This window comes from Paenibacillus physcomitrellae, assembly GCF_002240225.1.
Classification (GTDB): Bacteria; Bacillota; Bacilli; order Paenibacillales; family Paenibacillaceae; genus Fontibacillus; species Fontibacillus physcomitrellae.
On sequence record NZ_CP022584.1, the window covers coordinates 936,169 to 960,075 of the forward strand.

Consider the following 23,907-nt stretch of genomic DNA (forward strand, 5'->3'; position numbering starts at 1 on the left):
CATTTCTAAACTAAACTTACAAGCCGTAAATGGCTTTGTATTTATTCTCCAGATAGTCCGCCAGGTAATCCGGGTTCAAATCTTCGCCCGTGATGTCCTTGATCAGCTCGGCCGGCTTGCGGCTTTTGCCGTAGCGGTAGATTTTTTCGATCAGCCATTCGCGGATTGGCGTAAATTCCCCTTTGGCAATCAGCTCGTCGAAGTTCGGAATTTCCTTGCGGATCGTATTCGCGAACTGCGCCGCATACATATTGCCGAGCGAATAAGACGGGAAGTAACCGAAGCTTCCGCCGGACCAGTGAACGTCCTGCAGCACGCCCACGCCGTCGTTCGGCGGAACGATGCCAAGATACTGCTCATATTTCTCGTTCCAGATCCGAGGCAGCTCTTTGACGGACAGATTGTCGTTAAAGAGCATTTTCTCGATTTCATAACGGATGATGATATGCAGATTGTAGGTCAGTTCATCCGCTTCGATCCGGATCAGCGAGTTCTCGACTTTATTAATGGCGCGGTAGAACTGTTCCGGCGTTACGTTATCGAACTGCTGCGGGAAATGCTGCTGCAGATCCTTGAAATAATGCTCCCAGAAGCCGCGGCTGCGGCCGACCATGTTCTCCCAGAAACGGGACTGCGACTCATGAATGCCCATGGAGGTACCGGTTGCCAGCGGCGTGCCTTCAAGCTCCGGATTCAAGTTTTGCTCGTAAAGGGCGTGACCGCCTTCATGCAGACAGCTGAAGATCGAGCTGGTTACATCGTCCTGAATGAAGTTGGTTGTAACCCGGATATCACCGGTGTTGAGGCCGATCATAAACGGATGCACGCTTTCATCGAGGCGTCCGGCGTCAAAGTCATAGCCCATTTCCTTGAGAAGGAACAGGCCGAATTTCTCCTGCTGGCCTTTATCAAATAATTGATTCAGGAACTCGGTATCCGGTTTGTTCGGCGAAGCCTGGATCGCTTCCACCAAAGGTACAAGACGGGCTTTCAAACGACCGAACACTTCATCCAGCTTCTCGGAGGTCAGATCCGGTTCGTACATATGTAATAGGGTATCATAACGGGTAGCGCGGGGACCCCAGTAATCAATGAATTCCTGTGTTTTGGCCACGATTTGCGTCAAGTTCGGCTCAAAACCCTCGAAGTCGGAATTCTCTTTCGCATCTTCCCACAACGTTTCCGAATGGGCGGTAAGCACCATATAGCTTTGAAATTTGTCCGCCGGGATTTTAATGCTGCGGTCATAATCTTCCTGTACGTCGAGTACAGTTCTGCGGTCGATATCGCTCAGCTGCTCCAGCACTTCCGGACGGTTAAGCGAGGACAGCAGCTCTCCCATTTCCTTGGAGGTACCCAATTTAAACGCTTCCGTAGACAACATGCCCAGTGCTTCGGCACGGGCTGCCGCCCCTTTACGCGGAGCTCCGGTCCGCAAATCCCAGGCCATAAGCGCAACAGCTTCGTTATAGCTTTTGATTTTCTTGTTCAGTTCACGGAATTGCTCAAGCTTCTGCTTCCATTCCTGTTCCATAATCATGCGTACCTCCACTGGTAAATTAACTTACTCTATTGATGATACTTTTTAAAAACACTATAATCAACTAATGAACGTGACCTATGTCACATTTATAATGATTTTTTATCAGGCACTCTTCCTTTAGTACCCGATTTGTTCCGAGCTTTAACTTTTATGGCATAGTCGTCGTTCGGCAGACCCTGTTACACATCAATCGCAGAATAGAACGGAGGAATTAATCTTGAGTAAAATCCAATCCATTTTAGACTTCAACAAAGAATTTGTGGCTAACAAAGAATACGAAGCTTATGTCACCGATAAGTTCCCGCAAAAGAAACTGGCTATCGTGACCTGCATGGATACGCGTCTAATTGAATTGCTGCCAAGAGCAATGAATCTGCGCAACGGCGATGCCAAAATCATTAAAAATGCCGGCGCCATTGTCTCCCACCCTTTCGGATCGGTGATGCGCAGCATCCTGGTTGCGATTTACGAGCTTGGAGCTGAAGAAGTGATCGTAGTCGGCCACCTCGGCTGCGGCATGGCATCCCTGAATGCGGACCGCATGATTAACTCCATGAAGGAACGCGGAATTTCCGACGATGTGCTGAATACGCTGGAGCATTCCGGCATCAAGCTGGAGAACTGGCTGCGCGGCTTTGATTCCGAACGCGAAGGCGTCATCGAAACGGTCGGCATCATTAAAAACCACCCGCTGCTTCCGGCCACCGTACCGGTTCACGGCATGGTCATCGACTCCAAAACCGGCGAGCTGGATCTTGTCGTAGACGGATCGCTGGAGGAAAAAGCTGCGCTTTAATAGGGCAGACTATTGAACAAAAGTAAAGCCTGCACCGCTGAGTCATTTGCGGTGCAGGCTTTTTTATCTCCTGAGTGGGTGCAGGCAGCTGTTATCGGCAGCAGGTTTGCCTTCTGTTGGTTGTTGGGTGTTGTTAATTGTTGGCTTCTGTTTGTTGGTTGACTTTAGCAGATTGCTGTTGGTCATTGGTTGCTGTTTACCTTTTGCCGGTAGCCGCCGCCTGGCCGTTCACCGGCTGCATGCCGGCCAAATGAGGCAGCAGGCTGCGCAGCTGCTCTCCTTCTGCTCCCGCGTAGTTCACCAGCACGGCCGTTCCCGGCAAATAAAGGTTGCGGACCTCCGCGATCATTTCATGCAGCAGCGGATCGTCCGCCGCCCTGCTGAGCACGATTTCCATTCCGCCTGCGAAAGCGTTCAGGACGGCCGGCGTCAGGAGCACCGTCAGCGGCCGTCCCCCTTGCCCGGTCATCGTCTGGCACACCGCCATATACAAATTGTCGATATCCGGCCGCTCTTCGCGGTCCACTTTGATCGCCATGTAATGCTTGTTAAGTAAGGCAGCCCTAATTAAAACTTTAAGTCTTCCAGAGAGGTAAGCTGTGCGACACTAAGCGTGTAGCCCGCCGAGCTGTTAAGAAACGGAGCCAGTTATCCATATCTGCCAAAGAACAAATAGAATAGAAAAACGGAGAGCCTCTGAAAAGGACCTCTCCGTTCTGTGATTGTGTATGGATTATTTTTAAATCTAAAAATAAGCATCTTGTCGTCCACTTCGATTCCAGTAGCTTTCCTATGACATCGCCGCCGCAGCAATCGCTTCTACCTCGATCAGCAGGTCATCGCGAATGAGCCTTCTGACCTCAACGGCCGAGCTGGCCGGGGGATTGCTAAGGTTGATGTATTGATCCCTGATCTCCCGTACACTTGCCATCCGAGAAATATCGACCATAAAAAAGGTCAGCTTAATGACATCCGCAAAAGATGCCCCTTCCGCTTCCAAAGCGAGCCGTATGTTCTCAAACACCTGCCGCGTCTGGGCGGCAAGATCACCTTCTCCGACAAGCTGTCCATTAGGGTCCAGCGCAATTTGGCCGGAGATATATAACATTCTCGCATTTTTGACTTCTACAATATGAGAGTAGCCAAAAGTCGGCGGCATGGTTTCGGGTCTTGCGAAACGGATCGATTTGTTGGTTTCCATTAGTAATCTCCTTATGTACGAATCGTTTAATTAAACTTATCTAATTCTACTATAAAATGGAACGGCTAATCTTTCCAGGAATTTTCCAATTCTCTAGAGGATTAGCAGCGGGACAGCATAACAATGCTGCGGGTCGAAATGCATTTCTAGACGCAGACGGAGGCCGTAATTATAAACGAAGGCCGGGCTTCGTTTCGCAAAGGTGCTTAATATTGGGAACAGAAAAAAAACCGATTCCGTGGGAATCGGCTTTAGCTTATTAGGCTTCCAAGTTAAACAGCTTGCCCAGCGATATCTGAAAATCTTTGAACACATTCGACCGCACGTTATCCTGCTCCGTGTATAAGTCGCGCACCTGATATACGCCATCCTCCAGAGCATACACATGAACCGTGCGATTGCCGGGGTCGACGATCCAATATTCTTGGACACCATTTTTCTGATACAGATTGAACTTCTCATTAAAGTCTTTCAGTGCCGTTGATGGCGACAACACCTCGATAATCATTGTCGGCGCGCCATGACAGCCGTTTTTGGAGATTTGACTCTTGGAGCACACCACCGACAAATCCGGCTGTGTCACATGATCAGGCGTATCGTATTGATCACTCTCGCTGAAGAACACGTCGAATGGAGCAACAAACACATAGCAGTTCCGGTTCTGCAAGAACGTTCGAAGCGCGAAAAGCAGTTCACCTACAACAAACTGGTGAAGGGCTGTTGGAGCCGGGGACATGTTATATGCCTTGCCATTAATTAATTCCCATGTTCCATCCCATGTCAACCAATCTTGATACGTGTGATGCTTCTTCTCATCCGGATTCGACATTTGGATCTACCTCCTTTGGATTTATCACCCTGTTACTGCTTATCTATAACTTACCTTGTTTAATCTATTCGATGATTCACCTGTCGTATAGAACTTGCCTTGCTTGGAATTCTCTTCGGATTGTTCGATCATAGGATATAGGTCTGGATCAGAATCAAGTCTATGAACGCCCCTTCTTAAACGCGCTCGGATTATCACCCAATGTCGCAAACTCCTTCGATATACTTGTGAAAATCTGGTTGCGTGTCCCTAAATTATAACACATATCGCTACGATTTCTTAGCGTTGAGTTGTTACCCTTAACTAACGATCGGAGGAGTACAATATGCCATCTACGGATATTAAACAATTGGGATATGCTATCGATGAAATTACGGAGATTACAACGGGGCTTGGACTTGATTTCTACTCCCTTTATACAGGAAAAGGTTTGTTGCAATTAACTTCCCTCCCAACTTTATGTTTATCTATTCCATTACAGAATTTGAAGCTTCTCTACTGGTTTAAAACCCGTAGTTTTACCAAACTTCATGTTGTGTTCAAAAACTTAGCTTAATTACATTTATCTAGGAAGGCGTTATCAATTATTAATTAGATTTGGACAACAAAACTGCACCCAATTGTTAGATGATCTTCAACAATCGGAGTGCAGTTCTGCTTGCTGCCTAGGTATTTTTTCTGAAGTCCACTAAATGGATTCTGACCGTTTTCTCCCCAAGCAGATATACCTCTATCTATTATTCATTCCATTTGCAGCGGCTCCTGCACTGGCTCCGCCTGCTTCCCACAGATCGCTTCCGTTAACAAATAAGAAATGACTGCTTCCGCCCCACAGTTCACGTTCGGGCCGTGCTCCTGAAGGCCGTCGTAGCAGCTGCCGTCCTGTCCGTTGACCATGGCTGCGCCCAGGTCGTTATGGCCGTAGAACCAGGCCCGGCACTTGCGGGCCGTCTCTTCATAGGCCGGCTCTCCGGTCAGCTCGTACGCTTTAGCCGCTGCAAGCGCCAGCTTCATGACGTCGATCGGCTGCTGATCCCATACAGCCCGGAAGCCGGGCCGGCACCAGCCGTTGCTGCCGACCACGCTGATTTGCCCGGCATTATTCCGGGAAATGCCAATCAGGAAATCAAGGCTCTGTCTGGCAATGCCTAGCAGCTCAGGCTGCTCCAGCATTTCATAAGCCCAGAGCAGACCCCAAGGTAGCACACCGTTGCTGTAAGTCAACTCAGGCTCGAACCATGACCAGTCTGGAGCCGAATGTTTACGGTACAGAGCGGTCAAACGGCCGGAGTACCAGCCAGTCCAATCATCTTCTCATCTGCCAAGCCAGCACGTTTAAGCAGGCCAATAGCGGCAAGCGAATAAGCCCAACCGCGCGGATAACGTTGGTTCCAGACCTGCCCAAGCGCCTTAAAGAAAATATTCTCAGCAGCAAGGCTGATCGAGACAGAAGGACGCCGGGTCATGGCCAGCGCGCAGGCCCACAGACAGCGGCCGAGGCAGTCGTCCGAAGGCTGCTCGGGTTCCCGGCTGCGGTCATAAGCAAAATTGTTATAGAACCGTCCATCCTCCTCCTGGGCCCAAAGCAGAAAGGCCAGGTATTTCTCAGCCAGCGATAAAAGCTGCTTATCGGTCTGTTCCCCGCAGCGGCCGAGCCACTCCAAACAGACCCAGAGGGCCCTGGCCTGATCGTCGGTGCTGTAGCCTTCCTTTCTGCGGGGCAAGGAGCCGAGGCCATGCTCCAGGATGCCGGTATCGTCCGTCATTTTGATCAAATGATCAAACCGAATGTTCGGCTGCTGCATGTTTGCCCACCTCGGTGAATAAACGAAGATATTGCTGGCCGACGTTTGGCCAATGCATTTCCTGGCCGATCCGCTTCATTTTCCGGACGACCTCCTGCAAGAGTACCTCGTTGGTCATCAGCTGCACAATCCGCTCTTCCCACTGCTTCTCGTCATCCGCCGGAATCAGCAGTTCCGGTTCATCCGCCAGCAGATCCTGGGCATAGCAATAAGGCGTCGACAGCACCGGCCGTCCAAGACCGACGGCATAAGCCAGCGTTCCGCTTGTGATCTGTTCAAGACCCGGATACGGCGTTACGTATAAGTCACAAGCCGTAATATGGCGCACCAGGTCCTGCTCCTCCATGTACTGGTCAATCATGACCACGTTCTGCTCGATGCCGCTCTGCTTGATCATTGCTTTCAGCTCTTCGCGGTACTGCTCGCCCTCCCGTTTCTTGGCCTCAGGGTGAGTCTGTCCGACGATCGCATAAAGCACGTTAGGCACCTGTTTGGCGATTTCCGGCAGAGCCTTCAAAATCAGCTCAATCCCTTTACCCCGGCCCAGCAGACCAAACGTCATCAGCACTTTGCGGTCTGCCCAGCCTAACTTTCTCCGGAAGGACTGTCTGCTTTCGAGCCCCTGCTCCGGCGTACCGTGCGGGAAGAAGACGATTTTATCTTCAGGAATACCAAAGGCCTGGTGCAAATAACCGATAGCCTTGTGGTTCATCACCACAATTTGGGCGCTCCGCTCGGCGATTTCCCGCTGAATGGAAGCGTACGGCTCATGTGTTTAGGCCGCCGATAATAAGAAATAGGTTTGAATTTCCTCATTAAATCTTATTTTATCTATGTATTTCTTTTGTTTACACTTATGCCTTAAAGGAGAAAAGCTGACGCTTTTTCTTCCGGGTTACTCCTAAGTAACCAGGAAAGAAAAAGGTAACTACTTCCCAAAAACACGGTTCGACTCCATAATTACGTATGCAGTCACCGAAGTACAAGGTGTCTGAGCCTGAAGATCTAAGTCTAAGCGAGGGATTTTGCTGTGATCGCTGTCCGGAAAGGGTTCACGGTTCATTCAAAAGCCGTCTACGACCCTTGGATAGCTTTCTCTTCTCTTGGCTCTCTGGATTTCATATATTCAACGTGTTTATTGCCCCATTCGTTAATCACTTCTAATACGGGGGCCAATGATTTGCCGTATTCGGTAATCGAGTACTCCACTTTGGGAGGAACCTCCGGATAGACCACGCGCTGGATGATGTCGTGTTCCTCCAATTCCCTTAGTTGTGTGGTGAGCACCTTCTTCGTAATTTGGGGAATGGCCTTCTGCAGCTCGCTGAATCGTTTGGTGCCAAGAAACAGCAAGAACAAAATAGAAACCTTCCAACGGCCGACGACTACTTCGAGAGCCTGTTCAATCCGGCAGGAATCCATATCATGCATGTCATGATCCATCTGTTCTGCACCTCCTGTCTTTATGCCCTGATGTTGATCAGGCATGCGGTTTTATTCAAATGGTCCATCAACCTTTCGAGGTTATCACTTACAAATTACTATGAGGGGGATAAGATGTCTACACTTTCTATCATTTACAAGCTTTACTGGCCTTATTGTTTCTTCTGACCGGGGGCAGCATGTTCGCAGGTGTAAAAACTCAAATAGAGGCTTTTAAACAGCTGGGGCTGCCGCAGTGGTTCCGAATCGTTACAGCCATCGTGCAATACATTGGCGTCGCCGGACTGATCGTCGGCTTCTGGCTGCCGTGTATCGCGGGCTGGAGCGGTGTTTGGCTCGGCATCACGATGCTCGCCGCAGTATTCTTCCACATCAAGGTTAAAGAACCCTTCAGCAAAGCCGTACCGGCTTTGGTTCTTGCCCTTCTCGCCTTGGTCTTGATCTGGTTAAACGCAAGCTCCATACCGCATCCTTTCTAAATGGCAAAAGTAAGAGGGGACATCTGGTTAAGCCAGGTGTCCCCTCTTTCGTTACACCGCGCTTTCCTTCCCACCTGGCATCTCCGCAATAAAAACAATAACCCTCTCCATTGTGTCAGAATTGTGACTTCGACACATTTTCGCTGTTCGATCAAACCGGATTAAAAAAGCTGTCGTTTATATCATTAGGACAAGTTGCACGCATTACCGGGGGATTGGAGGGAAATACAAGGTTTCGGGCTGGCCCGGATAATCTGGTGTCTTTTTACTTCTACTAGAAGATTCATCAAAAACTTAGACAAAGAAGGGATTCCATTGAGTTTAAAAATAAAATCGCTCAGCATCTTATTAGCACTGCTCGTGCTCACCAGCGTTTGCAGCTTTGGTGTTCTGGTCTATAAAATGCATCAGGAGGTTTACGATAACACGGTGCTCAATTTGCGGGAGCAAACGGACCAGCTGGCTCAAGGAGCTGACAACTGGATGAACGGTGTGCTCAATTCGGGACAGCTGTTTGCCGATCAGCTTGGCGGAGCTCAGACTGATGAGGATAAAGATTTTTTACAGCAAACCTACATAAAAGAAAATTCAGATATAAAGAAAATTGAAATTAAAGAAGGAAGCTCCGGTATTCCGGACAAACCGGCATTTGGCAGCATCTTTGTAAACGAAACAACCCAATACCCGGCGGTGCCCCTCACTTTCCCTATTCATGACAGGAACGGAAAAATCATAGGATCCGTCCGTGAGGAGGTCGACTTGTCCTATATGCAAACCCAGGTGGCCCAGACCCGAATCGGTGAAACCGGGCTCGCGGCTATCGTTGCTCCAAGCGGGAAGCTGATCGCCCATCAGGACATCAGCTTTGTCAGGGAGGGCAAGTCGGTTCCGGACGCTTTGATCCAGCTCATTCAAACCAACTCGAATAACGTAATCACCTTTACCAGCATCGCTGGTGCGGAAAGCTTCGGAGCGGTCAGTCCAATCGGCTCTACCGGCTGGTTCGCGCAAACCGCTGCCCCGGTTAAGGAACTGGAAACCGTCTTTTATGACAGCCTTCTCTTCGGGATCATCGCCTTGATCGTTTCCCTTGTTGTCGGCGGAGCAATTGCCGTCTATCTGTACGGAAGACTGTTCAAATCCCTGCCGCTGCTGAAGAAGCGGGCGGAAAAGATCGCCCTGAAGGATCTTAGCGAAGAACCGATTATCGTGAACACACGCGACGAAATCGGCGCGCTGGCCACTTCTTTTAACCATATGACGGACAATTTAAGGAATATCATTCTGAAGCTGCGCTCCAATTCGGGTGAGCTGACCGCTTATTCCCAGCAGCTGTTTGGCATTGCCGAACTGACAAGCGTTTCGTCCGGAGAGGCCGTCACCATCATTGAGCGCATTGCAGCAAATGCCGAGCAGCAGCGGCAGATGGTCGAGAACAGCATGAACGCGATTGAAGAGGTTGGCGCAGCTATCGTTCAGATTTCTTCAACGGTCAGCTATTCAGGCGAGGCCTCCGAACAAGCGAGCGACGCCGCAAATATCGGCTTCGAAGCCATGCAGCGGCTTGTGGAACGGATGAATACCATTCATGGGCAAATCGGGGATTTGTCCGCCGTTATTGAGCGGCTGGAGCAGCGCTCAGGTGAGATCGGGCAGATTGTTGATTATATGACGGCTATCTCCTCGCAAACCAAAATCCTGGCGCTGAATGCCTCAATCGAGTCGGCCAGAGCGGGCGAGGCCGGCAAAGGGTTTGGCGTTGTAGCCTCGGAAGTCCGTAAGCTGGCGAGCGATTCTTTTGAAGCCGCCGAGCAGATTACGCAGTTGATCGCAAGTGTACAAACGGAAACGTCGCATGCTTCAGCAGTAATGAAAGAAACGCGCATCGGGGTTAGCGAAGGCATTGAAGCTGTCTCCTTCGCCGACGGATCGTTCCAGCAGTTGTTCAGCCTGGTTGGTCAGGTAAATGAGAAAGTGCTGGAAATGACCGATGCGGCCAAACAAATTGCAGCGTCCAACGATTCGGTTGTTCAGTCCGTTCGCTTTATTTCAGACAACACCAACGAAACGGTCGCAGGAGTTACGCAAATAGCAGCAACGGCCAAAGAGCAGGCCAGCTCCTCGGAGAAAGTGCTCGCCGCTGCCAAATATTTGGCCGATACGAGCGCTGAGCTGCATGATCTGCTGGAGGAGTTCAAAGAGTAGAACCAGGACCGAACGATCACTTGCCGTGCGAATGAAATTAATCGTTTCCGCCTTGAGGAAGGTGCAAAATAACCCCCGCCAAAGCCGTTTCCCTTAGCTTTGGCGGGGGTTTTAATGATATTTAGCATCTGCTTACTGGTTTATTGCAAATACACCAACCTGCTCTCCAAACTGTCCCATCCAAAGCGAACCGCTGCCAATACTAACCCCTTTCCAATTGACAACTACCTGATCGGCTTTTTGGGCCTGCAGCGCCTTCTTTACTTTGGCCGTCATGATTTTGTCGTATTTGGCAATAAAGTCTTTCTTGGTTTTGATTTCCATGGTCTTCCCCTTATTGTTCACCTTTAATGGATACACCATCAAATTGGCTGCTTCGGTTTTATTGCCTTCCTTAACATATTTCTGAAACAAACTGAAGTTATGCTCAAATACGAATGGATTATCAATACCTGCGGCTTCATATGGATTGTTAATGATATTAACCGCAATAACTCCAAGTTTATTATTTTGTTGACCCATCCATAGATCCCCATCTCCAACCCTAATTCCTTTATAGTTCACAAACAACTTATCGACTTGTTGAGCCAGCAGATTTTCGCGTACATGAGAAGTAAAGATACGATCGTATTTCTTAACAAAGTCATTTTTGTTATAAATAACAAAGGTTTTATGATCTTTATTTAGATTCATTGGATAGGAGATCAGATTCGCAACTTCTTCCGGTTTGTTATCCTTAACGGCTTTCTGCAATTTGGCAAAATAAGCCTTGAATGCCTCCGGATCGTTAATACCGGCAACCTCATACGGATTGTTGCTAACCGATTTCGTTATGGAAGCGGGTGTGGAAGTTTTTGTATTCTGATCGGCCCAGGCTTGGCCTGAAAAGGCAGCTAAAGCAACTGCGAAACTTAAAATAATGGCGGCTTTTCTTTTGCTGTTGTTTGTCATCATGTTTCCCTCCAGTTGTTTTTATACTCCGAGTATAGAAGGAAGATGTGTTCAACAGGTGTACATCACCGGATATTTTAATTTTTTTTGTGCTTATTACTAAAAAATGATACGAAAAAAGCTGCCCCAAAGGGCAGCCCCGTCGTGAACTTTTAAATACCTTCTTAACTAAAACATTTTATTACAGCACTTTCGTTGTCCACGATTCGCAGTTCCACGTTTCCGTCACTACATCGCGGTAAAATTCAGGTTCATGGGAAATCAGCAGAATGCTGCCCTTGTAAGCTTTAAGCGCCCGCTTCAGCTCGTCCTTCGCATCCACGTCAAGATGGTTGGTTGGCTCGTCCAGTACAAGCAGGTTGCTTTCGCGGTTGATCAGCTTGCAGAGCCGGACTTTGGCCTTCTCGCCGCCGCTCAGCACAGCTATCTTGCTTTCGATATGTTTGGTAGTCAGGCCGCATCTGGCAAGCGCCGCCCGTACTTCAAATTGAGTAAAGGACGGAAACTCGTTCCAAATTTCCTCAATACAAGTGTTGTAATTGGCTTCTTTCATTTCCTGCTCGAAATAACCGATTTCCAGCAAGTCGCCGAGCTGGGCAGAGCCCGAAATAGCCGGAATTTGACCGAGAATGCTGCGGAGCAGCGTCGTTTTACCGATCCCGTTTGCGCCGACGAGTGCGATCTTCTGCCCGCGTTCCATGCGCAGGTTCAGCGGTCTGGACAGCGGGGAATCGTAGCCGATCACCAGATCCTGCGTTTCAAAAATCACCTTGCCGGACGTACGTCCTTCCTTGAAGTTGAACTGCGGTTTCGGCTTCTCTTTGGCAAGCTCGATGACCTCCATCTTGTCCAGCTTCTTCTGGCGGGACATCGCCATATTCCGCGTAGCCACACTGGCTTTGTTACGCGCCACGAAGTCCTTCAGGTCGGCGATTTCCTGCTGCTGGCGCTTGTAGGCGGATTCCAGCTGCTGTTTCTTCGCCTCGTACACCTGCTGGAAATAATCGTAGTCGCCCACATAACGTGTCAGCGCCTGATTTTCCATATGATAGATCAGGTTGATGACGCTGTTCAGGAACGGAATATCGTGTGAAATCAAAATAAAGGCATTCTCGTATTCCTGCAAATAACGCTTCAGCCATTCGATATGCTGCTCATCGAGATAGTTCGTAGGCTCGTCCAGCAGCAGGATGTCCGGTTTCTCCAGCAGCAGCTTGGCCAGCAGCACTTTGGTCCGCTGACCGCCGCTCAGGTCGTGAACGTCCTTATCCAGACCGATATCGGTAAGACCGAGACCACGCGCGGTTTCATCGACTTTGGCATCGATCATATAGAAATCCTGATTGGTTAACGTGTCCTGTATGGTGCCGACATCCTCAAGCAGCTGCTCCAGCTCCTCAGCGGATACCTCGCCCATTCTGCCGTACATGTCGTTCATCTCTTGTTCCATATCGAACAGATATTGAAACGCTCCGCGCAATACGTCGCGGATCGACTGTCCCTTCGTCAATACCGCATGCTGATCCAGATACCCGACCCGCGTGCGTTTGGCCCACTCTACCTTGCCTTCGTCAGGCTGCAGTTTGCCGGTAATAATGTTCATAAAAGTGGACTTGCCTTCGCCGTTGGCTCCGATCAGACCGATGTGTTCGCCCTTCAGCAGGCGGAAAGATACGTCACTAAAGATCCCGCGGTCTCCGAAACCGTGACTCAGACGTTCTACGTTTAATATGCTCATGAATTTAGACACCTTTTCCTTTAAACTGTATACTCTCGTCATATTATAAAGGTTAAAGCGTCATAACTCCACATGGGTTTTAAAAAAAGAGGCTCTCCTAGCGGCATGAAGCCGCGCCGAGACTGAATGCTGCAGCCGCTGCCCGATCCACCAGCCAAGCATACGGAGGATTAATCCGAATATTTAGCAAAATAATGATCAAACAAAATATCAATCTGCTTCTCAACGGAAATTGAACCCGGAGCAGACGGTAAATTTTTGATGCGCTGGTCCATTAAAATTGGAAAATATGAGGCGGAATGAATGTGCATGGTCATGGTTCTTAAAATTTCCGGATCGGTTTCACCCGTAATTTCGGACAGAAGAACGGAAACTTTGTTCATGCCAAGCTTTTTCATGTAAGCGAGGTATTCATAATGGGATTGAAAGGACAGATTCCCTTTGCCCAGAATTTCTTTCATAAGCTCGGGAAATTCCGCCAAAGAAGCGGCATACCGCTTCATAAACAACTTGAGCCGTTGTTTGGGAGGGATGGACAAATCGTCCAGAATTAGAAAGTGATCATGAAACTCCGCAAGCATAAACTTCAAGACTTCATTGATCAATTTATCCTTGGAACCAAAATAATAATTGATGAGCGCCAGGTTGACGTCCGCGCAGGAAGCGATTTTTCGCAGAGTTACATTTTCAAACCCTTCCGCCTTGATCAATTCCAGTGCGGTGTTCAAAATATGATCTTTAGTTGTCACATCTTTCCCGGTTTCATTGAACATGAGTTACTCCCCTATCGCCATTCTTCATCCACCTTAATACTCCCGCCAGTTCCGTGTCAAGTTGAAGGTCTTATTCTATATTGACAAATACCCCCTTGCCGACTATTGTATTAAACAACGTATTAAACAATGTTTAAAACGACGATTAATCCATTTTTCCTATCTTTAGATTCTGGCAGGAGGTGAGTTCCTTTCGCTGACTATAACGCTGACATAACCACTGTGGATCATTAAATAAATACTTAAAGAGAAAACGGAGTGAGAAACCTTGTCTAACCCAGCTAAAGAGAAAAAGGCTGTCAATTCCAATGAATTCTCGATCAGAGCCATCATTGGGCCCCTGCTTGCCGTTATTGTCGGCATGATTATGGTTATTTTGGATACGACGGTCGTGAATGTAGCGATTCCGAAACTGGTTGATTATTTCGATACCGACTTAAAAACGATCCAATGGACAGTTACCGGTTATACGCTGGCTTTGTCGGCGGTCATTCCGCTGGCGGGATGGATGACCGACAAATTTGGATCCAAACGGATCTTTCTGATTACCATCGCTTTGTTTACGATCGGCTCCGCCCTTTGCGCGCTGGCTCAAACGCCGACGCAGTTGATCATTTTCCGCATCCTCCAGGGCATTGGCGGCGGCATGGTTTCTCCAATCGGGATGGCTATGGTCTTCAGACTGGCCCCACCTGAGAAAAGAGGCTCCATCATGGGCGTGCTTGGCGTTCCGATGCTGATGGCCCCGGCTCTGGGTCCGGTATTATCGGGCTGGCTGGTGGAATACGTCAGCTGGCACTGGATTTTCCTGATCAACCTGCCAATCGGCATCGTGGCCATGTTCATAGGAATCCGCTTCCTGCCTCAATTTGAACGCCATCAGGCTCCGCACTTGGATGTCCTCGGCATGATCCTGGCTCCGATCGCCTTCGCGATGCTGACCTACGGGGTCAGTGAAGGAGGAACAAGCTGGACTTCAAGCACCACGCTTACCGGCCTTATTGTAGGCGGCGTCGCGCTTGTGCTCTTCATTATTGCTGAACTCCGGCATAAGCAGCCGCTGCTGGAACTGCGCGTATTCCGATCCTCCGATTTTACGCGGGGCATCCTGCTGCTCTGGATCGCCCAGGTTGCGCTGTTTGGTTCAATGATTCTGATGCCTTTGTATTTGCAGCAGATTAAAGGGTACACGCCACTGCAAACAGGTCTCATCCTGCTGCCGCAGGCTTTGGCTTCCGCCTGCTTTATGCCGATTGGCGGACGGCTGTTTGACCGCTTGGGCGCTCGGCCGCTGGCATTTGTCGGTTTGGCCATCATCTCAACCGCCTTGTTCCTGTTCGCGCATATCTCGGCCGATACCCATCTGATCGTCATCCTTTTATCCCTGGCCTTGATGGGCAGCGGCATGGGCATGACGATGATGCCGCTCAACACGCATGTTCTGAACTCTGCTCCGGCCAAATTGGTCAGCCGCGTTACGCCTTTGACCACAGCCGCGCAGCAGGTTGTCGTTTCCTTTGCGATTGCCGGTTTGACAGGCTACCTGACTTCGCATATTAATGCCCGTATGGCTGAGCTCGGCAAAGATTATACGCCTTTGCAGGCATTGGATGCAGCTGCAGGCGGATTTAATGAAACTTACTTTTTGGCAGCCTGCCTGGCTGTTGTCGGCTGGGTCATGACCTTTATTTTGCGCAAACCAAAAAAACAGCCTGATACAGGAAAACAAGAACCTGTCGCAGCTGTGCACGTAGACTTCTAAAGTTTTAAAAAGATGGGCGATCACTCTCCGGTGGAGAACCGGAAAGTGATCGCCCATTCTGCTTGGGGATCAAAGAAAGCTTAGCGGCCCCGCAGGTCTTGAATTCTTACATTCGAACTATAAAGGGAAGCATCGCTGCTTACCTTAAAGGAAGGATAACTGGCGTCTGCTTCGATCCGCATCACTTCATCAAACTGCTGGAGCTGCTGGCGGTCAACAACAAAGGTAAATGGATCGGCCTCAGCCTTCACATCGGTTTCAAGAGGCTGATCCAAAAGCTGAAGGGTCAGTACGCCGTTGCAGCCGCAGTCCTGCGTATCATAATAAAGCTTAAAGCAGCCCGGCGCTCCGTTTAAATATCCATTCAGTTTTCGCTTCGTCCACGCGTTCATTTCGATTCTCATAACGCCGATTTCCCCCTTCAATTTGCCTCTTAAAGCCATTATATCCAAACATATACCTTGCCGTCTTCCAGCAGCGTTTCGAAGGTCGCGACCGTTCCGTGATCCGGTTCCTGCACCTGGCCGTCCAGCAGGGAAATTTTCCAGTCATAGAGCGGGCAGTATACGTATTCCCCCGAAACCGTTCCTTCCGCAAGCGGGCCTTGGCGGTAAGGACTGATGTTCTCCAAAGCTTTGATGCGGCCGTCGCTCAGACGGAATACGGCTATCTTCCGCTCCCCGCAAACCACGCTGTATCCGATTCGCGGAAGAAGCTCCTCCTGTCTGGCTACATAAACTTTTGTTTTTGGCATCCGGATTACCCCCTAACGACCGCATACAGGTCTTTTTGAAGTTTTGGATCTTCGACGACTTGCTGCCAAGGATTCCGGCGTTTGCCTTCCACCGCTTCATCCAAGCGTTTCAGCAGTTCGGCGCGCTGCTCCGCGCTTAACAAAATCTTTTTCACATGGTCAAAACCCATCCGTTTCAGCCAAGGCGCCGTCCGTTCGGCGTAAATACCGGTTTCACGGTAGTATTGAAGGAAAGCGCCGCAAATATCGATGACCTCCTGCTCCGTTTCGACCGTTGTCAGCAGCTGGCCTTCCTGCACCTCGGTCCCGCCGTTGCCGCCGATGTAGATCTGGAAGCCGTTTTCGACGCCGATGACGCCAAAGTCTTTCACTCCGGTTTCCGCACAGCTCCGCGGACAAGCCGACACGCCCATTTTAAATTTGTGCGGCGTATCGATAAATTCGTAACGCTCCTCCAGCTTGATGCCGAGACCCATTGAATCCTGCGTGCCAAACCGGCAGAAAGCGGCGCCGACGCAGGTCTTCACGGAACGCACCGCTTTGGCGTAAGCGGAAGCCGAAGTCATGTCCAGCTCTTCCCACATGTTCGGCAGGTCTTCTTTCTTAACGCCGTAGAGTCCAATCCGCTGGCTGCCGGTAACTTTGACCAGAGGCACCTCGTATTTTTCAGCCACACGGGCAATCTGCATCAGCTGCTGAGGTGTAGTTTGTCCGCCCCGCATTCTCGGAATGACGGAAAACGTGCCGTTGTTCTGGATGTTGGCGTGCAGACGTTCGTTGACGAAACGGGAAGCCGGTTCATCTCCATGTTCTTTCGGAAAGGCGACATTCAGGTAAAAATTGATGGCAGGCCGACATTTCGGACAGCCTTCCCGGTTCCGGAATCCGAGCTGCTCGTAGACCTCGTCCGTGGTGGTCAGTCCTTTCTCATGAATCTGAAGCACGATTTCATCCCTCGACAGGTCCGTGCAGCCGCAAATGCCCGTTGGCGCTGTAGCCACTCTATCGCCCAAAACGTAGGTCAGCAGGTCTCCGATCATGCCCTTGCATTTTCCACACGAACCGCCCGCTTTGGTCGCTTTGGTGACTTCGGCTACCGACTTGAGGTCCTTGCCTCGGATCGCCTGCAGAATCGTTCCTTTCGTTACCCCGTTACAGCCGCATATTGTTTCATCATCGGCCCACTGGGTCACATCGTCCGCAGCGCTTCCCCCGCAGCATCCGCCACCCGCAGGCAGCAGGGAAACCGAGGTCAATGCCGAGATATCCTGTTTCTGCTTCAGCAGCTTGAAATAACGATTCTCTTCAGAGGTATCTCCGTAAAGGACGATGCCGACCACCTGATTGTCTTTAATGAACAGCTTTTTGTAGCTGTTAGTTAGACCGTCATAAGCTTCTATGCTTTTTACACCGCCCACTTCCTTGATCTCTCCTGCCGAAAAAAGATCGCAGCCCGAAACTTTAAGCGACGTATAGGTTGTGCTTCCGCCATAAGGGGCGGTTTCACGCCCGGTTAGAACGTCGGCCAGCACTTTGCCCTGCTCAAACAGCGGAGCCACCAGTCCATATACCTTACCCTGGTGTTCGGCGCATTCGCCAACCGCATAAATGCCCTGAGCGGATGTCTCCATCCAATCGTTAACAACAATCCCGCGGTTTACGGCTAAACCTGCCTGACGGGCCAGAGCCGTTTCCGGGCGTATACCGACGGTCATGATAACCATATCGGCTTCCAATATGGAGCCGTCGCTGAATTCAAGTCCCGTGACGCGGGTGTCGCCAAGGATTCGGCTCGTTTTTTTCTCCATAAGGAACTTCAGGCCCTGCTGCTCCAAATCAGCCTTCAGCAGCTTGCCGGCCATTTCGTTCAATTGGGTTTCCATCAGCCACTTCTCCAGATGAACAACCGTAACGTCCATGCCCTGATCAACAAGCCCCTTGGCTGCCTCCAGCCCCAAGAGCCCTCCGCCAATGACCGCCGCTTTCCGGTAGCTTTTGGCCGTTTCGAGCATGCTCAGCGTATCGTCAATGGTTCTGAAGCCCAAAACGCCTTCCAGGCTTGAACCTTCCACCGGCAAAATAAACGATCGCGAACCCGTCGCCAAAATACATTTGTCGAAGCCGATTTCTTTGCCGCTTTGGGTGCGCACCTTCCTGGCCCCTGTGTTCAGGCTTACTGCCGGATCGTGGTGAACCAGCTCGATCTTCTGTTCGGCATACCAGCTTGCCGGGTTGGTGATAATCTCTTCTATTGTATTTTTGTTCTGCAGCACATTGGAAAGCATGATTCTATTATAATTAGTATAGTTTTCTTCCCCGATAATGGTAATGTCATAACGTTCGGCGTCCCGATCCAGGATTTCCTCAATCGTTCTTACGCCCGCCATCCCGTTCCCTATCAGCAGCAGCTTTTCCCTCGTCATGAGACTCCCTCCAAGTTTGTGATTTCATTCACTTGTTTAATTTAAATGTATCACGCCCTTGTAGGCGAACCTATTAGGGAAATGCCTGATTTTGAGGGGAGTATCTATAGGGATATCTCTTATTCTCGCAGGATAAAAAGGGGTTTCCCTAATTGAAGAAAACTAGAAGTGAACGCCACTTCTTGTGATATATAGAAAAATCCCCTCCCGTTCAACAGGATTTGTAATCTCCATCAGAGCAGGAGACTTTTTCCACTCTCTACTGTAAGGGGATACCACCCAAACATTTCGTTTGGGTGGGCTTATGGTGAGCTAAGGATGGGTTTCTTCAAACGTTCCGTTACCAGCCCAAATCCGCCTGCTTAATCTTCTGTTCCCACAATGCCTGGAGCTGTTTGACCTGCTCAGCCGGCATGGCTTTATCGCTGGCAGACACGTTTTCCATGAGCTGAGCGCTGTTGCGCACGCCGGGAATTACCGTAGTGACTTCCGGATAAGCCAAAATAAATCGCAAGGCAGCAGCGGAAAGGTTTTCCGCCGAGCCTGTAATTTCCTTGACCTGCTCAACCAGCTCTGCCCGTTTGCGGATGATTTCCGGAGACCAGCGGCTTCTGACGCCGGTGAAGGTGCTGCCCGCGTTGTATTTGCCGGAAAGCCAGCCGGAATCCAGCGGTATTTTAATAATAAGTGCAATATTGCGGTCTTGAGCCAGCTTAAACGCCTCGGCGGTCTCCTGATAAAGAATGTTAAACATGACCTCCATGGCGCCAATCTTCGTGTTATTGATCAGCTCAAGCATTTCTCTGCTGGAATCCACGGAAGCTCCGTAGGTCAAAATCTTCCCTTCCTGCTTCAGCTCCTCCAAAATATCGAAGTGGCCGTATTTGCCGTCCAAATAATCAAACGGCGGGTTGTGGAGCAGGATAGAGTCGAGGTAGTCGGTTTGCAGCCGCTTTAAGCTTTGCTCCACCGATTCCCTGATTTTATCTGCCGAGTAATCGGTGATTCCTTCGGGGCCATGCCCGAATTTGGTATTGATGACGGCTTGTCCGCGTCTGCCCAGCAGCGCTTCGCCCAGCAGTTGTTCGCTGCGTCCGCCACCGTAATTAGGCGCCGTATCAAAGAAGTTAACGCCCTTGTCCAAAGCCTCATGAACCAGCGCGATCGCATCCGCATCGTCCATCGCTTCCCAATCTTGGCGGTTGCCCAGCTGCCAGGCCCCGAAACCGATTTCAGAAACCTGTTTGCCTGTACTGCCGAATGTTCTATTTTTCAAAAGGATAACCTCCCGTTTGACCGCAGCCCTAGCACTGCCGGCTCCTAATAAAATTTGTTGAAAAGCCAAAAAGACCCATCCCCCAAACTTTAGCACTATGGCGGATGAGCCGTCAATAAAGGCGGGCAGGCTTAATCTCTTTTGGTCGTAGAGGAACTGGGCGGAAGCAGAATCCGGCCTCTTGCTGGTCAGCTCTTCTTCAACCTTTCATACAAGCCGGTAATATACAACTCCATAGCAGCCAGCGAGCGGGCTTTGAAATCAATCTGGAACGCCTGAAGGTTATGCTCTTCAATCGCTTTCAGCATCACGTCAGGCAAATCGGCCATATTCGCGAATCCGACAAGGATTGCATTTTGCGCGAGCAGCAAATCAAAGCAGTCGGTTTCCGACAGAAATTCGGTCCGTTCCGAGATCTGGCTGACGATCCGGGTTAAAGAGGTATACAGCATGACGCTGTCTTTTTGCGCCGTCTGCTCATCGATATTTTTCTCCAGAACCGTGTTCTTGATCGCACTCAAACGGACCAGCACGGAGTTCGGATCCAGCAGCATATCCATCTCGCCCAGGAAAAAAGCTTTAAAATCCTCGCGATTCATTTTCTCATAAGCAAGCAGCAGCTCCGTAAAACGCCGGAAACGCTCTTCATATTCCCTGAACAACATCTCCATAAACAAAATTTCTTTCGTACCGTAATAATAAAACAACGTGCCGTTTGAGATATTCGCCGCTTTGGCCACATCGTTCATCTTAATCTCTTCAAACGTACCGGTTTGAAACATTTTATAAGCCGTGTCCAAAATCAGTTTGGCTTTCTCTGCTTTGGCGCTTTCTGTCATGGCTCTCTTCATATCAACATGCACCCTCAATCTTTACCTGTCCACTTGTTTGCTGCCAATCGTAAGGAATACTTGTCAAATTGTCAAGCCATAAGCAAATACCCCGACCCCTGTCTCGCGTTTGGCGCAAAACCGGAATCAAGGTATTCGGATAATAAAAAAATAGGATTTCGTTTATTTCACCTGACTTAAGATCAGCCTGTCGAAGCTGTGGTCGCTCAGCCATTTTCTCATCAGGATCAAAGGTTTGGCCATCTTCCCGACTGCATATCTCGGTTTGGGACGATCGGCAGCAATGGCTCTGGATACAGCATTGGCTACTACAATCGGCGAAGAACCGCCGCCCGCTTGGTAGGAATCATTGGAGATTTTCTCTACCCCTTTAGCCATTTTCTTATAAGGTCCGTTCCCCGAGTTTTTCAGCAGAGAACCTCCCATAGCATCCCCAAAAGAAGTCGTGATGATGCCGGGTTCAATCACCACTACGTGAATTTCGAATGGCTTCAGTTCAATGCGCAGGCAATCGGACCAGCCTTCCAGCGCATGTTTTGTAGCATGGTACCAGGCGCCAAGCGGCGTGTAAATTTTTCCGCCGACCGAGGAAGTATTGATGATCGTACCGCTTTGTTTGGCACGCATATGGGGAACGACAAGCTGTGTCAAACGCGCGAGACCAAAGAGGTTGACCTCAAACTGGTACCGTGCGTCCTCGATGCTCACTTCCTCCACACTTCCATAGAGGCCGAACCCGGCATTGTTAAACAAAACATCAATTCTTCCCTGCTCCTTAATCATCCGATCGACCACAGCTTTAATTTCATCCTCATTGGAAATATCCAGCCGCAGCGGAATAGCTCCAGCCTGCTTCAGATCCTGCATTTGCTCCACCCGTCTGGCCGCCGTATAAACGACATGTCCCTCAGCCAACAGCTTCCGGGCACTTTCCTTACCGATACCGGATGATGCTCCAGTGATTAAAACGATCTTCTTCCCCATAAAAAATTCCTCCACTCCCTATTAGATCGGTTTTTGACTCCAATTAAACCAATTGACTCTCAGTCATTATTAATTGACTTAAAGTCGATTATAATTGACTTTGAATCAATTGTAAAGAGGAGATTGAACGATCAATAAGAAAAAGCCTATAAGCATGGGCGCTTATAGGCTTTGGGTTTTGTTTTGGGTTTGGGTTAGTTCTACGTTCTCCGCATATACGCTCTCACTGTAATCGGAGCGAAGATCACCACAACGGCCGCGGCGCCAATCATTGAGAATAACATATCACTGCCGTAAGTCCCCGAATTGACCAAATCCCGGACAGCCGTAATCAAATGAGAGATCGGATTCACTTTGGCGAACCACTGCAGCCAGTTTGGCATTGTATCCACAGGAACAAAAGCATTAGATAGAAACGTCAGCGGGAACAAGACGATCATGGAAATCCCCTGCACGCTCGACGCCGTCCGGGCAATCACGCCAAAGAAAGCAAAAATCCAGCTGATCGCCCAGGAACAAACGATGACCAAAATGCCTGCAACAACTACGCTGCCAAAACCGCCTTCAGGCCGCAGTCCCATGATGTAGCCCATCGCAAAGGTCAATACGGTAGCAATGGTGTAACGGATCGTATCCGCCAATAAAGCCCCTGCGAGCGGAGCAATCCGTGCGATCGGAAGCGATTTGAAGCGGTCAAAGACGCCTTTTTCCATATCCTCCCGCAGTTGGACTCCAGTCACAATTGAGGTCGTAATCACGGTCTGCACCAGGATTCCCGGAATTATGACCGGCAGGTAACTTTGAATATCTCCGGAGATAGCTCCGCCAAAGATATAAGTAAACATCAAGGTGAAAATAATCGGCTGAAGCGTCACGTCAAACAGCTGCTCGGGCGTCCGGCGGATCTTCAGCAGCCCTCGGTAGGCCATCGTCAGCGAGTGGCGCAGCGACTGGCCGAAACTGATGTGCTTACGCAGCTGCCGGGCCGTTCCCGGCGCGTGAGATCCCTTTTTCACAGCATCCATCCCGTTGGTCTGGCTCATCCTTTTGCCCCCTCCATTGCCTTCGATTGATCCGCCGGATTCGCTTGCTTATCTTTCGCCCCGCTGCCAGTAATCGTCAGAAACACTTCGTCCAGCGTTGGTTTCTGCACGCTCATTTCAGCCAGACGGATACCGGCTTCCCTCAGCTCAACTAATAGGTCGGTCACCAGGTCGGCTTCGGCCATCGGCGCCGTGATTGTAGCGGCTTCCGCAGACACGCCGGTCTGCGCGCTCAGCACCCTTTCCACGGTCAGACGCGCGGCATCTACCTCTTCCGGATTAAGCACACGCAAATGCAGGGAGGACGTGCCGATGGAAGCTTTAAGCTCATCCACTGTACCCTCGGCTACGACATGTCCCCGGTCAATCACCGCGATCCGGTCGGCCAACTGGTCGGCTTCTTCCAGATACTGCGTCGTCAGCAAAACGGTTGAACCCGTATTGACCAAACGGCGAATCGTCTCCCACATCTGCGTACGGGTGCGCGGGTCAAGCCCAGTCGTCGGTTCATCCAGAAAAATCAGCGGAGGCTGCGCGATCAGGCTCGCGGCCAGATCCAGACGACGGCGCATCCCTCCCGAGAAGTTTTTGAGCGGACGTTTAGCCGCTTCGGTCAGCCCGAATTCCTCGAGCAGGTCCGCCGCTTTGCGCCGCGCTTCAGCACGGCCCAGCCCAAGCAGCCGCGAGAAAATCACGAGATTTTCAGTGGCGCTGAGCGATTCGTCTACCGATGTATATTGCCCTGTTACGCCAATCAGTTGACGAACGATTTGCGGTTCCTTCGCCACATCATGGCCAAAGATCCTCGCCGATCCCGCATCCGGCCGAAGCAGGGTGGACAGCATGCGGATGGTGGTCGTTTTTCCTGCTCCGTTTGGCCCAAGCACGCCATAGATACAGCCGGGACGGACCTGAAGGTCAACGCCGTCTACGGCCCGGTTGCTGCCGTACGTTTTGACCAGACCGACAGCCTCGATGGCCAGATCGCCCGAGGCGGACAGCCGGCCTTGTTGGTGGTAATTTGGATTCATGGTTCTACTCCTCCTGATTC

The 23,907-nt window shown here is 50.2% G+C and carries 25 protein-coding genes; 6 read left to right on the top strand and 19 right to left on the bottom strand.

Annotated features, from left to right (window positions below; all coding sequences use genetic code 11):
* Positions 1-16: 16 nt before the first annotated feature.
* Positions 17-1,534: a carboxypeptidase M32 gene (locus CBE73_RS04225; RefSeq protein ID WP_094096128.1), complete on the bottom strand. Its 1,518-nt coding sequence runs from the start codon at positions 1,532-1,534 to the stop codon at positions 17-19.
* A 226-nt stretch (positions 1,535-1,760) separates the two neighbouring features.
* Here CBE73_RS04225 and CBE73_RS04230 point away from each other — a divergent pair, with 226 nt between their 5' ends.
* Both CBE73_RS04230 and CBE73_RS22085 read left to right on the top strand, forming a co-directional pair.
* The gene (locus tag CBE73_RS04230; protein WP_094093143.1) at positions 1,761-2,339 is read left to right on the top strand and encodes a beta-class carbonic anhydrase; all 579 of its coding nucleotides are present in this window, start codon (positions 1,761-1,763) and stop codon (positions 2,337-2,339) included.
* A 12-nt stretch (positions 2,340-2,351) separates the two neighbouring features.
* A complete protein-coding gene (locus tag CBE73_RS22085; RefSeq protein ID WP_174704659.1) occupies positions 2,352-2,501 on the top strand; it encodes a hypothetical protein in 150 nt (49 codons plus the stop codon).
* 34 nt (positions 2,502-2,535) lie between these two features.
* On the opposite strand, the gene CBE73_RS04235 is transcribed toward CBE73_RS22085, so the two are convergent.
* The 3 genes from CBE73_RS04235 to CBE73_RS04245 form a co-directional block, all read right to left on the bottom strand.
* Positions 2,536-2,877 (bottom strand): DUF255 domain-containing protein, encoded by a 342-nt coding sequence (locus tag CBE73_RS04235; protein WP_094093144.1) that lies wholly within the window; start codon positions 2,875-2,877, stop codon positions 2,536-2,538.
* A gap of 252 nt (positions 2,878-3,129) precedes the next feature.
* Positions 3,130-3,540 (bottom strand): RidA family protein, encoded by a 411-nt coding sequence (locus CBE73_RS04240; protein ID WP_094093145.1) that lies wholly within the window; start codon positions 3,538-3,540, stop codon positions 3,130-3,132.
* A 259-nt stretch (positions 3,541-3,799) separates the two neighbouring features.
* On the bottom strand, positions 3,800-4,369 hold the full coding sequence (locus CBE73_RS04245; protein ID WP_094093146.1) for a Uma2 family endonuclease: 570 nt from the start codon (positions 4,367-4,369) through the stop codon (positions 3,800-3,802).
* 325 nt (positions 4,370-4,694) lie between these two features.
* On the opposite strand from CBE73_RS04245, the gene CBE73_RS22090 reads away from it, so the two are divergent.
* Positions 4,695-4,925 carry a hypothetical protein gene (locus tag CBE73_RS22090; protein WP_094093147.1) on the top strand — a complete coding sequence of 77 codons (231 nt, stop codon included), beginning with the start codon at positions 4,695-4,697 and terminating at the stop codon, positions 4,923-4,925.
* A gap of 185 nt (positions 4,926-5,110) precedes the next feature.
* Here the strand turns inward: CBE73_RS22090 and CBE73_RS22350 are convergent, their stop codons facing one another.
* The 4 genes from CBE73_RS22350 to CBE73_RS04265 form a co-directional block, all read right to left on the bottom strand.
* Positions 5,111-5,593, bottom strand: a complete 483-nt coding sequence (locus tag CBE73_RS22350; RefSeq protein WP_244905526.1) for a hypothetical protein — start codon at positions 5,591-5,593, stop codon at positions 5,111-5,113.
* A gap of 53 nt (positions 5,594-5,646) precedes the next feature.
* Positions 5,647-6,174: a hypothetical protein gene (locus CBE73_RS22355; protein ID WP_229752497.1), complete on the bottom strand. Its 528-nt coding sequence runs from the start codon at positions 6,172-6,174 to the stop codon at positions 5,647-5,649.
* Positions 6,149-6,886 carry a glycosyltransferase gene (locus CBE73_RS04260; protein WP_094096129.1) on the bottom strand — a complete coding sequence of 246 codons (738 nt, stop codon included), beginning with the start codon at positions 6,884-6,886 and terminating at the stop codon, positions 6,149-6,151. The genes CBE73_RS22355 and CBE73_RS04260 overlap by 26 nt, the downstream gene beginning before the upstream one ends.
* A gap of 362 nt (positions 6,887-7,248) precedes the next feature.
* Positions 7,249-7,617 carry a winged helix-turn-helix transcriptional regulator gene (locus CBE73_RS04265; protein WP_229752496.1) on the bottom strand — a complete coding sequence of 123 codons (369 nt, stop codon included), beginning with the start codon at positions 7,615-7,617 and terminating at the stop codon, positions 7,249-7,251.
* A gap of 146 nt (positions 7,618-7,763) precedes the next feature.
* Here CBE73_RS04265 and CBE73_RS04270 point away from each other — a divergent pair, with 146 nt between their 5' ends.
* The gene (locus CBE73_RS04270) at positions 7,764-8,096 is read left to right on the top strand and encodes a DoxX family protein (RefSeq protein ID WP_268237125.1); all 333 of its coding nucleotides are present in this window, start codon (positions 7,764-7,766) and stop codon (positions 8,094-8,096) included.
* Positions 8,097-8,411: 315 nt separating this feature from the next.
* Positions 8,412-10,301, top strand: a complete 1,890-nt coding sequence (locus CBE73_RS04275) for a methyl-accepting chemotaxis protein (protein WP_094093149.1) — start codon at positions 8,412-8,414, stop codon at positions 10,299-10,301.
* A 132-nt stretch (positions 10,302-10,433) separates the two neighbouring features.
* On the opposite strand, the gene CBE73_RS04280 is transcribed toward CBE73_RS04275, so the two are convergent.
* The 3 genes from CBE73_RS04280 to CBE73_RS04290 form a co-directional block, all read right to left on the bottom strand.
* Positions 10,434-11,255 carry a hypothetical protein gene (locus tag CBE73_RS04280; RefSeq protein ID WP_229752495.1) on the bottom strand — a complete coding sequence of 274 codons (822 nt, stop codon included), beginning with the start codon at positions 11,253-11,255 and terminating at the stop codon, positions 10,434-10,436.
* 178 nt (positions 11,256-11,433) lie between these two features.
* Positions 11,434-12,990, bottom strand: a complete 1,557-nt coding sequence (locus CBE73_RS04285) for an ABC-F family ATP-binding cassette domain-containing protein (RefSeq protein WP_094093151.1) — start codon at positions 12,988-12,990, stop codon at positions 11,434-11,436.
* Between the two features lie 170 nt (positions 12,991-13,160).
* On the bottom strand, positions 13,161-13,763 hold the full coding sequence (locus CBE73_RS04290; RefSeq protein WP_094093152.1) for a TetR/AcrR family transcriptional regulator: 603 nt from the start codon (positions 13,761-13,763) through the stop codon (positions 13,161-13,163).
* 268 nt (positions 13,764-14,031) lie between these two features.
* Between CBE73_RS04290 and CBE73_RS04295 the strand changes: the two genes are divergently transcribed.
* Positions 14,032-15,525 carry an MDR family MFS transporter gene (locus CBE73_RS04295; RefSeq protein ID WP_229752494.1) on the top strand — a complete coding sequence of 498 codons (1,494 nt, stop codon included), beginning with the start codon at positions 14,032-14,034 and terminating at the stop codon, positions 15,523-15,525.
* Positions 15,526-15,605: 80 nt separating this feature from the next.
* Here the strand turns inward: CBE73_RS04295 and CBE73_RS04300 are convergent, their stop codons facing one another.
* The 8 genes from CBE73_RS04300 to CBE73_RS04335 form a co-directional block, all read right to left on the bottom strand.
* Positions 15,606-15,929, bottom strand: coding sequence for an iron-sulfur cluster biosynthesis family protein (locus CBE73_RS04300; RefSeq protein WP_094096132.1), 324 nt, complete (start codon positions 15,927-15,929; stop codon positions 15,606-15,608).
* A gap of 38 nt (positions 15,930-15,967) precedes the next feature.
* Positions 15,968-16,279 (bottom strand): nitrite reductase small subunit NirD, encoded by a 312-nt coding sequence (gene nirD / locus CBE73_RS04305; RefSeq protein WP_094093153.1) that lies wholly within the window; start codon positions 16,277-16,279, stop codon positions 15,968-15,970.
* 5 nt (positions 16,280-16,284) lie between these two features.
* The gene (gene nirB, locus CBE73_RS04310; RefSeq protein WP_094093154.1) at positions 16,285-18,702 is read right to left on the bottom strand and encodes a nitrite reductase large subunit NirB; all 2,418 of its coding nucleotides are present in this window, start codon (positions 18,700-18,702) and stop codon (positions 16,285-16,287) included.
* Positions 18,703-19,042: 340 nt separating this feature from the next.
* Positions 19,043-19,978, bottom strand: a complete 936-nt coding sequence (locus CBE73_RS04315) for an aldo/keto reductase (protein ID WP_094096133.1) — start codon at positions 19,976-19,978, stop codon at positions 19,043-19,045.
* A gap of 188 nt (positions 19,979-20,166) precedes the next feature.
* Complete coding sequence (locus CBE73_RS04320; protein WP_094093155.1) at positions 20,167-20,829, bottom strand: TetR/AcrR family transcriptional regulator; 663 nt, start codon at positions 20,827-20,829, stop codon at positions 20,167-20,169.
* 162 nt (positions 20,830-20,991) lie between these two features.
* Positions 20,992-21,813: an oxidoreductase gene (locus CBE73_RS04325; RefSeq protein ID WP_094093156.1), complete on the bottom strand. Its 822-nt coding sequence runs from the start codon at positions 21,811-21,813 to the stop codon at positions 20,992-20,994.
* A gap of 200 nt (positions 21,814-22,013) precedes the next feature.
* Positions 22,014-22,856, bottom strand: coding sequence for an ABC transporter permease (locus CBE73_RS04330; RefSeq protein WP_373286340.1), 843 nt, complete (start codon positions 22,854-22,856; stop codon positions 22,014-22,016).
* Positions 22,853-23,887, bottom strand: coding sequence for an ATP-binding cassette domain-containing protein (locus tag CBE73_RS04335; RefSeq protein ID WP_094093157.1), 1,035 nt, complete (start codon positions 23,885-23,887; stop codon positions 22,853-22,855). Before CBE73_RS04335 ends, CBE73_RS04330 begins: the two co-directional genes overlap by 4 nt.
* Positions 23,888-23,907: the final 20 nt, after the last annotated feature.